Origin of the sequence: Pseudomonas syringae (genome assembly GCF_021606685.1) — a bacterium.
GTDB lineage: Bacteria > Pseudomonadota > Gammaproteobacteria > Pseudomonadales > Pseudomonadaceae > Aquipseudomonas > Aquipseudomonas syringae_R.
This window is the reverse complement of record NZ_WKCB01000041.1, coordinates 38099-49899: the sequence shown is the minus strand read 5'-3', so window position 1 is coordinate 49899 and position 11801 is coordinate 38099. Positions and strand designations below refer to the sequence as shown.

The window sequence follows — 11801 nt, the reverse complement described above, 5'->3', positions numbered from 1 at the left end:
GTTCACCGGGATCGACTCGCCCTGGGCTACCAGTGCAGTCAGCTCGGTGATGCGCGCTTTGATGGGGGCGCTGGTCTTGTTGAGGTTCAACAGGCGCTGGTTGACGTTGAGTTCCAGACGCGTCAGCAAGAGCTTGAGCGCCGGGGTCATCAATTGGCCGGGAAATGTCTCGGTGATTTCACCGCAACGGCGCAGGCGATCATTAAGCTCGATCTCGGTGCGCTTCTTTTCCAGCTTGTTGTTTTCCACCACGTGGTTCATGTAGCCAATGGCGATCAGTATTACGATCCCGGCTATTACCAGCAGGGTGATCATGAGTGGTGTCACCGGTGTGACCTCTTTATAGGGTTTACAGTGGAGTGTAGTGACTGGGCCATTCGGCGGATAGCGTTGATCGACCAGTTGCCCAGGTAGTTTCTTCTATATAGGTAAGGCGCTCCCTGCGTGGATGCACATTGCCATCATTTGCTACTGCGAACTATAGCGTCTTGTCAGACGCCAGAATATAGGCGCCAAAGCTCGGACGGGCAGAATCCGTGCCAGGGCCCGGAAACAGGGTCGAAGTCATTGATTTAAATAAATTTATCCTTGGGGGTTGACGACCTTTCAATCCATCCATAGAATGCGCGCCACTTACAGCGTAAAGCACACAGCGAAACGCGGTAGGGAGTGAATGTTGTACGTGTGTCCCCTTCGTCTAGTGGCCTAGGACACCGCCCTTTCACGGCGGTAACAGGGGTTCGAGTCCCCTAGGGGACGCCATATTGCGGGAATAGCTCAGTTGGTAGAGCACGACCTTGCCAAGGTCGGGGTCGCGAGTTCGAGTCTCGTTTCCCGCTCCAAATTTAAGCAGTGTTGCCCTCGGGCGGCACTGAGTGAAACCAGGGCGTAATCTTAGGATTTAATCTCTGGGCACTGAAATACACACCATGTGTTTCAGTAGCGTGTCCCCTTCGTCTAGTGGCCTAGGACACCGCCCTTTCACGGCGGTAACAGGGGTTCGAGTCCCCTAGGGGACGCCATTTGCGGGAATAGCTCAGTTGGTAGAGCACGACCTTGCCAAGGTCGGGGTCGCGAGTTCGAGTCTCGTTTCCCGCTCCATATTCAACGAAAACGCCGATCAGTGATGATCGGCGTTTTTGTTTGTGCGGGTTTTTATCCCGGGCCATGTTCCTGGGCATGCCACGCGCCTTCAGCTCAGCGCGTGGGCTTCCTGTTTCAGCATGAAAAATCGCGCAAACAGTTCGGATTGCGACTTGATGTTCAGCTTGTTGTAAATATTGCGCCGGTGCACCTTGATGGTTTCTGTCGAAAGCGACAATTTGCCGGCGATCTCTTTGTTGGAAAAACCACTCAGCAGCAGTTTCAGCACGTCCTTTTCGCGGGTGGTTATCTGTGTGCCCAACTGAATGATTGCTTCAGACCATGGTGGTGGCTCGCTGAGATTCTTGTCCAGGTCGTTCTCATAGCTCATGCGCTGATGCATCAGCGCCATCACCCAGGGCTTGATGATTTCAAGCGTGGTGATCTGCTCCGGGCTGAAGCGGACATTACTGCCGAAAGACATGCACAGTGTTCTGTCCGCGTCGAGTTGAACGTTGTACTGAACCTCGTCGGCGGTGATGTATTGGGCGAAATACTGATGGTAGTACTCCGTGGTCAGAAAATGCTCCGGCGCGATGTCTGACAAATGGAAAAAGCCACTCTGCGGGTTTTCACGGTTGGCGATATAAAACGGGTCGAGCAGATAAAGGCCTTTTACGTAGCGTTGCGTCAGTGCATCGACTTCCTCCGCATCCGCCACCTCGGTCACGCAGAGGACGTTCACGTGTTGATCGCTGAACACCAGAACCACCCAGTTATCGATCTGCACATATTCATTGACGACGCGTACCAGTGAACTCCAGAACGCTGGGCGATTGAGCTCCATGATCAGTTTGCCGACTGACCGATGCCAGGCCAGGTTGTGAAGATCGAGTGACATGTTCTACCCCTTTAGGGTTAGGGATTCTTGGCGCGGAGCTAAGTACTTGTAGGTATTTACTATTCAGCGATGCCGGGTATATTCACCCCCCAGTGAATGCAGGCCATGAGGGCCTGTTGTTTTGACAAGGATAGCTAGATGAGTCAATCACATTTGCGCGCCATTTTTTTTGCCGCGTTTGTCTGTGCAGGTGCAAGCCTGCCCGTTGAGGCCGCGCAACCACGGGTTAATCTGTACAACTGGTTCGGCTTGATCGCGCCAGAAACCCCCAAGGAATTCCAGCAGGCAACCGGCACCCGAATCCACATCGATGCCTTTGACAGTGCCGAGATCATGCAGAGCAAGGTCATGGCGGGGCGCACCGGGTATGACGTGGTGGTCGCCACCTCAAATGTCCTGCCCAGCCTGATCCAGGCGGGCGTCCTTGCACCGTTGGACCGCAGCCAACTGAGCAATTTTGCCCATATCGACCCCGACATGCTCGAACTGCTCGCGGCCAATGACCCGGGTAATCGCTATGCCGTCCCCTATTTGTGGGGCACGACCGGCATTGGTTATGACGTGGACAAAGTCAAAGCGGCATTGGGGGATGACGCCCCCGTGAACAGCTGGGACTTGATCTTCAAGGAAGAGAACATCAGCAAGCTCAAGTCGTGCGGCGTAGCGATGCTCGACTCTCCGAGTGAAATCATCTCGATCGCGCTGCATTATCTCGGGCTGCCAAGCAACAGCCAGAACCCTGAGGACTACCAGAAGGCCCAGGCGCTGCTGCTGAAAATCCGCCCTTACGTGCTGTATTTCGATTCATCCAGAACCGACGCCGACTTTGCCGACGGCAATATCTGTGTGGTCGTCGGGTGGGCGAGCGGGGCGCTGATGGCCAAGGCCATCAATGAGAAAAACAACACCGGACGCAAGATTGCTTACAGCTTGCCGCGCGAAGGCGGGCTGGTGTGGTCGGAAAATTTTGTGCTGCTCAAAGACGCGCCCCATGCAAAGCAAGGGCTGGCGTTCATCAACTACATGCTTGAGCCGCAGGTGATCGCCAAGACCTCCAACCACACGCTTTATCCGAATGCCAACAAGGACGCCACTGAACTTGTCGAGCAGACACTGCGAGACAACCCCTGGATCTACCCTGACAAGAAAACCCTTGCCACCCTGGTACCGCTTGAGCCGCTGCCGTTGAAGCTGGAGCGAATTCGCACACGTGTCTGGACCAAAGTGAAAAGTGGTACCTGACAGTTGTTTGCGCACCGTTCCGGCTTCATGACGTCCCAGACGAGGAGAAAAATCATGTGCCCAGACACTTACCCCTACCGCTCGGGGTTGGACGAAGACAAGGCGTACCAGGAGATTGAGGAACAGATCGGCCACTGTACGCCAGAGCAGGCCTGGGCCATGTATTTCGTTTCGACCGGGACGGTGCGTGAACACATTACGTTGGCGGTGATGGAGCATATCGGCAGGGGCAACAAGGCGCTCCTGTTTGAGTTCCCCGAGCTGGCCATGGTTGAACGCGGCGAGCGCCTTTCGGGCTGACCGCGCGCACACTTTGAGCCCGCCATTGCGGCGGGCTCAAGCGTCAATCAGAGCTTGGGCAGTTGCCCGATGCGGCTCATCATTTCCGTGACGATCTGCAGGTCCAGCAAGAACTGGTCAACGGTCTTGAACTCATTGTCAGTGTGCCCGGTGTACTTCACCTCCGGACGCGCCAGGCCAAATTGCACGCCATTGGGCAGTTCATGCACCGACGTCGCACCGGCCGAGGTACCGAACGTGTGTTCCATACCCAGGTTTTCGCTGGCCACGGCCAACAACGCCTTCACCCATTCACCTTCCGGGTTGCGGTACATCGGTTCGGCGATCGAGTAGGTAAAGCTCACGTTGACCTTGGTCTGCTTGTCCCAGGCGTTCAACTTGTCGGCAATTTCGGCCTTGAGCTTTTCCGGCGACTTGCCCTTGGGCACGCGCAGGTTTACCGCCAGTTTGAACGCTGTGTCATCCAGCCCGACAAAGGTCAGCGAGGTGGTCAGCGGCCCCATGAAATCATCGGAGAACCCGACGCCCAACTTGCCGCCCAGGTAATCCAGGCCCCAGTTGTCCGCCGCATAACGCGCGGCATCGGTGATGTGGTTGTGCTTGAGGGCGATCTTGCCGTCGACGCTGTGGATCAACCCAAGCATGCGCGCCACCGGGTTGATACCGGATTCCGGTTCAGAGGAGTGCGCCGACACGCCCGTCACCGTCAGCTTGACCTCTTTACCGTCGACCTTGGCCGCTACTTGGAAATCGCCGCCATTGCGCTTGGCGTACTCCGCACCGGCTGTTTGCAGGCTGGCGGCCAGCTCGGCCGGCTTGTCGCTGACAAACGTGGCAACGGAGGCCGATGGAATCTGATTGGTCGCCATGCCGCCGGTCATCGCGATGATTTCCGCCCCTTTGCCTTCACCCTTGCGGCGCGGGAAGGTGGCCATGACCGTGCCGTAGCCTTTCTCGGCAATCACTACCGGGTAGCCACCATCCAACGCCAGGTTGTACTGCGGCGTCGGGTTTTTTTCGAAGTAATAGGGGATTGCGTCGCCGGAGGTTTCTTCGGTGGTGTCCACCAGCAGCTTGAAGTTGCGCGCCAGCGGCAGCTTCTCTTCCTTGATGACTTTCATGGCATACAGTGCGACGACGATACCGTTTTTGTCGTCTTCGGTGCCACGGCCATACATGCGGTCGCCGATCAGTGTGACCTTGAACGGATCGAGCTTGGTGCCGTCTTTCAGGACCCAGTTTTCCGGCGTCACGGGCACCACGTCAGCGTGGGCGTGAATGCCGACCACTTCGTCGCTGCTGCCTTCCAGGGAAATCTCGTACACGCGGTTGTCGACGTTACGGAAGTTCAGGTTGAAGTCTTTCGCCAGGGCCTGGATCTTGCCCGCGATCTTGATGAACTCCGGGTTGTTGTACTGCGCCAATCCGTCCACGTTGAAGGTCGGGATTTCTACCAGCTCACGCAACGTTTCGAGCGCGGCCTTGCCGTATTTCACCCGCGTGTAGATGCCCAGCAGGCGATGGATTTCATTCTGTTGGTCGGCGCTCAGGGTTTTATTGTCGAGGAAGGCGCTGATCGCCGGGCCCACGTCGTGGGTTTTGCTCAGGTCGCCCTTGGCCAGGGTGCCGAGGAAACCGCGAAAGTCAGTGACGGTGCTTTGATTGAAGTGCTTGATGATTGCCGCGCTTTGGTCGGCAGTGATGTTGGCCAAGGCTGGTGTGGCAATGGCCGAAAGGCTGGCCGCGAACAGGGTGGCAGCCGCCAATTGCTTGAGTGGAAAGTGCATTGCTGAAGGCATTCCTTTGCAGGTGATGAGGAGGTGGTTTCTGACCGATGTGTCAGAAACATTTTCACACACTACCATCACCTTGCTTAGAAATGGGAGAGCCGAGAGTAGGAAATATCGCCACCAACACCCGCGGCGCTGAGCGCCCGCCCACTGTTTAGTCGAGGGTGTAACGCACCGACAGCGCGCCCTTTTTCTCCGACAGGCTGAGGATCGTCACCGCGCCCAGTTCGCTCAACGCCTGCACATGGGTGCCACCGCAGGCATACGCGGGCAGCGTGCCGAAGCCCACCGTGCGGGTGCCGTCTGCCAGCGCCATGTGGCGAGGATAGTCTGCCGCGATCCATTGGTTGACCTGCTGTTGAATGGCTTGGGCCTCCATCGCTTGTGCGGCTTCGCCACGGATGAAGGTGATCTTGCCTTCACCCGGCCAGTGGTGCGCCTTGATCGGCATCCAGCCCAGGCTTTCACCGACGTTGCCAATCAGGTGGCCGGCCGAATGCAAACGCGTGTGCAGGGCGCGGCGCGGTTCGTCGACGCACGCGCTGATCGGGCCGAGCGCTACCGGCTGTTGGACGTAGTGCACCACGCGATCGGCTTCCTGGGTGACACGCAATACTTTGCTGTCGCCGAGCCAGCCGGTGTCGAACGGCTGCCCGCCACCCTGGGGGTGGAAAATCGTCGACTGCAGGATTACCGCGTAGTGCTCTTCGTGGGCGGTACAGCTCAGTACGTCAAGCTCGGCGGTCAGGTGGTCGTGGGTGAAAAACAGGCGCTCGGTCATCATTTGCATCCGCATCAAAGTTCTGCGAGCAGTATAAATAGTGCGCTGTTGGGTGATAATCCACTCAGTTATCAATGGACCTGTGCGCTATGAGCATCAATCTTCCTTTGTCGCTGCTGGGCGAAATGGCGATTTTCGTCAACGTGGTGGAAGCCGGCAGTTTTTCCGCAGCGGCGCGGCAATTAAGCGTTTCGCCCTCGGCGGTGAGCCGAAGTATTTCGCGTCTGGAGCAGGCGTTGGCGATACGTCTGCTGCAACGCACCACACGCAAATTGCGCCTCAGCGAGGGCGGCGAAGAGGTGTTCAAGCGCTGCCAGGAGATGGTCAACGCGGCGCGTTCGGTGATGGACATCAGCGGCCATTTCACCCATGAGGCCGAGGGCCTGGTGCGGGTCAGCGTGCCCAAGGCGGTAGGGCGGTTTGTGGTGCATCCGCATATGCCGGAGTTCCTGCGGCGGTACCCCAAAGTGGATGTGCAACTGATTCTTGAGGACCGCCACGTAGACCTGATCGATGACAACGTCGATCTGAGTATTCGCATTACCGACAACCCGCCGCCAGGGCTGATCGGGCGACAGTTATTGCCTATCGAGCATCTGCTGTGTGCAACGCCGCAGTACCTCGCCGAGCACGGCACACCGGATCATCCCCATGATTTGCTGGAACACAGTTGCATCTACCTTGGCGAAACCCCAGGGGACTCGCGCTGGAAATTTCGCCAGGCCGGCAAGACGGTGACGGTGGGTGTGCGCGGGCGGTATGCGGCGAACCACACCGGCGTGCGCCTGGATGCGGTAGAGCAGCATGTGGGCATTGGCAGCTTGCCGTATTTCACGGCGCGGCATGCGCTGGAGGAGGGGCGGTTGGTGCAGGTGTTGCCAGCGTGGGACTTTATAGCGTCCTACCATGGCGAGGCATGGCTGCTGCACTCGCCGACGCGGTACCTGTCGCCCAAGTTGCGGGTGTTTATCGATTATCTGGTGGCGTGTATGGCGAAGGAGCCGACATTGCGTCGGCGCTAGGAATGCAGACCACTTGTGGGAGGGGGCTTGCCCGCGATTACGGTGTATCAGCTGAAAATGAGCTGACTCTCGCACCGCTACCGGGGGGGCAAGTCCCCTCCCACATTGTGTTTTGTAGTGTTCTGAAAATCAGTGCTTGCTTTGATCCTGGGGCATGGCCAGCAGCTGCTTTTCCTGGTTCCAGTCGAACGGTTCGTCGTTCAGTTCGGCTTCATGGCGACGCTCTTCCAGGGCCTGGTACAGGTCCAGTTCTTCGTCGGGCATGAAGTGCAGGCAGTCACCGCCGAAGAACCACAGCAGGTCGCGTGGCACCAAGTGGGCAATCTGTGGGTAGCGCAGGATGACCTGGCTCATCAGGTCCTGGCCCAGGTACTGGCTTTCGATCGGGTCTATCGGCAGCAGGGCGCGCAATTCGTCGAAGCGCTCCAGGAACAGGACGTGGCTTTCCTCGGGCACCTGTTCGGCTTCGCCGACGGCAACCAGGATGCTGCGCAGGTGGTCGAGCAAGACGAGGTGATCGGCAACGACGTTGGACACGAGATAAGTCCTCAAAGCAAAAACGGGCGCGAGAGTATATAGCTCAAGCGCCCGTAATTATAGGGTTGCCGGGATCAGCGCACCGTGCCCTCAGCCTGCAGCAGCTCTTCCTTGCTGAAATCATCCACGTCGATCACCTTGCGTCGCGCCGCTTCGGCGTCGCGCAGGGTTTGCGCTTCGGCCGGTTGCAGCACGCCGGCGTGCAGCGCCGCATCAATGGCATGCTCGCCGGCAGCCGGCTTGACCTGGCCGCTTTTGAGCGCACTGTGGAGTTTTTTCTGCAAAGGGTGGCTGGCGCCAAGCAGGTCGTAGGCCTGTTGCAGGGCCCCGACCGGATCTTCTGCCGATTGCGGGCGATAGCAGCCGGCCAGCAACTCTTCCAGAGTCGGATCGCCCTTGGCACGCCCGATTACCGCAGCCACTTGCGCATCCAGCGCGTCGGACGGCCCGGTGTGGCGACGGCCGAACGGGAACACGATCACCCGCAGCAGGCAGCCCAGCACTTTGTTCGGGAAATTGCTGAGCAGTTCATCCAGCGCACGCTCCGACTCGCCAAGGCTTTCTTCCATGGCCCAGGCGAACAGCGGTTCCAGATGGTCCGGCGAATCCAGGTCGTGATAACGCTTGAGTGCCGCCGATGCCAGGTACATGTGGCTCAGCACATCCCCCAGGCGCGCCGACAGGCGTTCGCGACGTTTCAACTCACCGCCCAGCAGCATCATGCTCAGGTCGGCGAGCAGGGCGAAAGCGGCGGCCTGGCGGTTCAGTGCGCGGAAGTAACCTTGGCTCAAGCGGTTGCCAGGGGCCTTCTCGAAGTGGCCGACGCCGAGGTTCAACACCAGGGTGCTGGCGGCATTGCTTACGGCAAAACCGATGTGTTGCATCAGCAGGCCGTCGAACTCCTTCAGTGCCTGGTCATGGTCCTCGCGACCGGCGAGGGCCATTTCCTTGAGCACGAATGGATGGCAGCGAATCGCGCCCTGGCCGAAGATCATCAAGTTGCGCGAGAGGATATTCGCGCCTTCCACGGTGATGAAAATCGGCGCGCCCTGCCAGCTGCGGCCCAGGTAGTTGTTCGGGCCCATGATGATGCCCTTGCCACCGTGCACGTCCATGGCGTGGCTGATGCACTCACGGCCGCGTTCGGTCAGGTGGTACTTGAGGATCGCCGACAGCACCGAGGGTTTTTCCCCAAGGTCGACCGCATTGGCGGTGAGCATGCGCGCGCTGTCCATCAGCCAGGCGTTGCCGCCGATGCGGGCCAGGGCTTCCTGGATGCCTTCGAAGGCCGACAGCGGCACGTTGAATTGCTCGCGCACCTGGGCGTACTGACCGGTTACCAGGCTGGTGAACTTGGCCGCGCCGGTGCCGACTGCCGGCAGGGAAATCGAGCGGCCGACCGACAGGCAGTTCATCAACATCATCCAGCCCTTGCCGAGCATCTCCTGGCCGCCGATGAGGAATTCCAGCGGGATAAACACATCCTTGCCGGAGTTGGGGCCGTTCATGAAGGCGGCGCCGAGGGGCAGGTGGCGGCGGCCGATTTCCACGCCGGGAGTGTCAGTTGGAATCAAGGCCAGGCTGATGCCCAGGTCTTCCTCTTCGCCCAGCAGGTGGTCCGGGTCATGCGCCTTGAAGGCCAGGCCCAGCAGGGTCGCGACCGGGCCGAGGGTGATGTAGCGTTTTTCCCAGTTCAGGCGCAGACCGAGGGTTTCCTTGCCTTCCCATTCACCTTTGCAGATCACCCCGGTGTCGGGCATGGCGCCGGCGTCGGAACCGGCCAGCGGGCCGGTGAGGGCAAAGCAGGGGATGTCATCGCCACGCGCCAGGCGCGGCAGGTAGTGGTTGCGCTGCTCGTCGGTGCCGTAATGCAGCAGCAGTTCGGCCGGGCCGAGGGAGTTGGGCACCATCACGGTGGAGGCCAGGTCGCCGCTGCGGGTCGCGAGTTTCATCGCAACCTGGGAGTGGGCATAGGCAGAGAAGCCCTTGCCGCCGTACTCCTTGGGAATGATCAGGGCGAAGAAACCGTGCGTCTTGATGTGTTCCCAGGCGGCGGGCGGCAGTTCCATCGCCTGACCGATTTCCCAGTCGCTGACCATGGCGCAGAGTTCTTCGGTAGGGCCGTCAATGAAAGCTTGTTCTTCCTCGGTCAGTTGGACCTTGGGGTAGGCCAGCAACTTGTCCCAGTCGGGGCGCCCACTGAACAGTTCGCCGTCCCACCACACGGTGCCGGCGTCGATGGCATCGCGTTCGGTTTCGGACATGGGCGGCAGGACTTTCTGAAACCAGCTGAACAGCGGCTTGGTGAAGTATTGGCGGCGCAGGTCCGGCAGCAGCAGCGGCGCGGCCACCACGGCGATCAACACCCAGAAGATCAGCAGCAGCCAACCCGGTGCGTGGCTCCAGGCGCCCATCGCCAGCAGGTAGACGGCGACCACACCCAGCGCGGGCAGGGGGGCGACGCGGCGGTGCGCGAGGTAGGCAATGCCGACCACCAGAACCAGTATCCACAACAACAGCATATTCAATCCTCCGTGAAACCAGGGGCGAAACCACCAGGGAGCTTAGTCGGCATCCGAACAAGCAGGGTGATCAGGGTGTTACAAGTTGTACTGGGAGCATCTGGCAGCAGGCGCCGACATTTGGCCGAATCGTCGTTATCTCCGTGGCAGACCTGTCGTTAAACTCCAGGCTCACCCCAGAGATCACGCTCATGGATACGTACCTGAGTCCCAGCCGCTTCATCGATAGTGACCACCCTGCGGTGGTGGAGTTCGCCGAAAAACATCGTGGAACCCGCGCGGATTTAAGTGACCAGGCAGTCAGTCTTTATTACGCCGTGCGTGAGGCGATTCGCTACAACCCCTACACGTTCAGCCGTGACCCAGACACCTTGAGCGCCAGCTTCGCCCTGGCCACCCGCGAGAGTTACTGCGTGCCCAAGGCCACCTTGCTTGCCGCGTGTGCGCGGCACTGCGGCATCCCCGCGCGTATCGGCTTGGCAGATGTGCGTAATCACCTGTCGACGCCCCGCCTGCTCGCATTGCTCAAGAGCGATGTGTTCGCCATGCATGGTTACACCGAGCTGTTTTTGCAGGGGCGTTGGGTCAAGGCCACCCCGGCGTTCAACCAGCAACTGTGCGAGCTGTTCGATGTGCCGCCGTTGGAGTTCGATGGGGTCAACGACAGTGTCTTTCACGCGTTCAATCGCCAGGGCCAGCGTTCGATGGAGTACGTGGTGGACCACGGGCAATTTTGCGACGTGCCCGAGGGATTTTTTTTCGCTCACATTCAGCGCTGTTACCCGCACCTGTTTGCCGAGGGCATGCCGCAATTGCTGGGCGATATGCACAGCGATTCAAGCCGCGGATGAACCGGCGTATGCTGCTGCCTTCATCAAGCCATGTACATCAACAATAAGGCGCGGTCATGCTGAAAATCTGGGGTCGTAAAAATTCATCAAACGTCAGGAAGGCACTGTGGTGCGCCGAGGAACTCGGCCTGGACTATGAGGCAATTGATGCGGGCGGGGCTTTTGGTGTGGTCGACACGCCGCAATACCGGGCGTTGAACCCCAATGGCCGGGTGCCGATGATCGAAGACGGCGACTTTGTGTTGTGGGAATCCAACACCATCGTGCGTTACCTCTGCGCCAAGCATGCGTCGGCTTTGTACCCGAGCGACCTGCAAACCCGCGCTAACGCGGAGAAGTGGATGGACTGGACCACCTCGACCATCGCCGAGCCGTTCAAGGCGGTGTTCTGGGGCATCGTGCGTACGCCTGCCGAAAAACAGAACTGGGACAGCATCAATGCTGGGCGTCAGGCCTGCATCGATGCATTCCGTACCGTCGACAAGGCGCTGGCCGAGCAGCCGTATCTGTCCGGCAGCGCGTTCGGCATGGGTGATATCCCCTTGGGCTGCTTTATCTACGCCTGGTTCGAAATGCCCATCGAACGGCCGGCAATGCCCCATCTGGAGGCCTGGTACCAGCGCCTGCAGCAACGCCCGGCGTACCGCAAAGCCGTGATGACCGCGTTGACTTAATACTGACTATTAATACGAGCGACTGTACTTGTGCGGCGCAGGCAAGCACCATGCTTGCCTTGCGCAGCCGTTGAACTATGCGCGCTGCGCCCTCATCT

The 11801-nt window shown here is 59.3% G+C and carries 10 protein-coding genes, 4 tRNA genes and 1 pseudogene; 9 read left to right on the top strand and 6 right to left on the bottom strand.

The genetic code is table 11. The annotated features are described in order from the left end of the window. Nucleotides 1-315 (bottom strand): annotated as a pseudogene (locus tag GIW02_RS16580) (hypothetical protein); the annotation flags it as partial. A 371-nt stretch (nucleotides 316-686) separates the two neighbouring features. Here GIW02_RS16580 and GIW02_RS16575 point away from each other — a divergent pair. The 4 genes from GIW02_RS16575 to GIW02_RS16560 all read left to right on the top strand — a co-directional run bounded on the left by GIW02_RS16575 (nucleotide 687) and on the right by GIW02_RS16560 (nucleotide 1101). Then, nucleotides 687-762 (top strand) — tRNA-Glu (locus GIW02_RS16575). A gap of 4 nt (nucleotides 763-766) precedes the next feature. Then, a tRNA-Gly gene (locus tag GIW02_RS16570) sits at nucleotides 767-842 on the top strand. 104 nt (nucleotides 843-946) lie between these two features. After that, nucleotides 947-1022, top strand: a tRNA-Glu gene (locus GIW02_RS16565). A gap of 3 nt (nucleotides 1023-1025) precedes the next feature. Beyond that, nucleotides 1026-1101: transfer RNA gene (locus GIW02_RS16560), tRNA-Gly, on the top strand. 91 nt (nucleotides 1102-1192) lie between these two features. On the opposite strand, the gene GIW02_RS16555 is transcribed toward GIW02_RS16560, so the two are convergent. Then, the gene (locus tag GIW02_RS16555; protein WP_236417336.1) at nucleotides 1193-1984 is read right to left on the bottom strand and encodes a LuxR C-terminal-related transcriptional regulator; all 792 of its coding nucleotides are present in this window, start codon (nucleotides 1982-1984) and stop codon (nucleotides 1193-1195) included. Between the two features lie 138 nt (nucleotides 1985-2122). On the opposite strand from GIW02_RS16555, the gene GIW02_RS16550 reads away from it, so the two are divergent. Both GIW02_RS16550 and GIW02_RS16545 read left to right on the top strand, forming a co-directional pair. After that, entirely contained in the window at nucleotides 2123-3226 is a 1104-nt protein-coding gene (locus tag GIW02_RS16550) for a polyamine ABC transporter substrate-binding protein (protein ID WP_236417338.1), read from the top strand. A 54-nt stretch (nucleotides 3227-3280) separates the two neighbouring features. Further along, the gene (locus tag GIW02_RS16545) at nucleotides 3281-3526 is read left to right on the top strand and encodes a hypothetical protein (RefSeq protein WP_236417340.1); all 246 of its coding nucleotides are present in this window, start codon (nucleotides 3281-3283) and stop codon (nucleotides 3524-3526) included. Nucleotides 3527-3573: 47 nt separating this feature from the next. Here GIW02_RS16545 and GIW02_RS16540 read toward each other — a convergent pair whose 3' ends face one another. Next, on the bottom strand, nucleotides 3574-5313 hold the full coding sequence (locus GIW02_RS16540) for a dipeptidase (protein ID WP_236417342.1): 1740 nt from the start codon (nucleotides 5311-5313) through the stop codon (nucleotides 3574-3576). 157 nt (nucleotides 5314-5470) lie between these two features. Further along, entirely contained in the window at nucleotides 5471-6097 is a 627-nt protein-coding gene (locus tag GIW02_RS16535; protein WP_236417353.1) for an alanyl-tRNA editing protein, read from the bottom strand. A gap of 89 nt (nucleotides 6098-6186) precedes the next feature. On the opposite strand from GIW02_RS16535, the gene GIW02_RS16530 reads away from it, so the two are divergent. Continuing rightward, nucleotides 6187-7119 carry a LysR family transcriptional regulator gene (locus GIW02_RS16530; RefSeq protein WP_236417355.1) on the top strand — a complete coding sequence of 311 codons (933 nt, stop codon included), beginning with the start codon at nucleotides 6187-6189 and terminating at the stop codon, nucleotides 7117-7119. Between the two features lie 129 nt (nucleotides 7120-7248). On the opposite strand, the gene GIW02_RS16525 is transcribed toward GIW02_RS16530, so the two are convergent. Both GIW02_RS16525 and GIW02_RS16520 read right to left on the bottom strand, forming a co-directional pair. Next, nucleotides 7249-7656: a PA2817 family protein gene (locus GIW02_RS16525; protein WP_236417357.1), complete on the bottom strand. Its 408-nt coding sequence runs from the start codon at nucleotides 7654-7656 to the stop codon at nucleotides 7249-7251. Nucleotides 7657-7730: 74 nt separating this feature from the next. Beyond that, entirely contained in the window at nucleotides 7731-10178 is a 2448-nt protein-coding gene (locus GIW02_RS16520) for an acyl-CoA dehydrogenase (RefSeq protein ID WP_236417359.1), read from the bottom strand. A 191-nt stretch (nucleotides 10179-10369) separates the two neighbouring features. Here GIW02_RS16520 and GIW02_RS16515 point away from each other — a divergent pair, with 191 nt between their 5' ends. Together GIW02_RS16515 and GIW02_RS16510 are read left to right on the top strand one after the other, a co-directional pair. Continuing rightward, on the top strand, nucleotides 10370-11029 hold the full coding sequence (locus tag GIW02_RS16515; protein ID WP_236417361.1) for a transglutaminase-like domain-containing protein: 660 nt from the start codon (nucleotides 10370-10372) through the stop codon (nucleotides 11027-11029). Between the two features lie 56 nt (nucleotides 11030-11085). Beyond that, the gene (locus GIW02_RS16510; RefSeq protein ID WP_236417371.1) at nucleotides 11086-11703 is read left to right on the top strand and encodes a glutathione S-transferase; all 618 of its coding nucleotides are present in this window, start codon (nucleotides 11086-11088) and stop codon (nucleotides 11701-11703) included. Nucleotides 11704-11801: the final 98 nt, after the last annotated feature.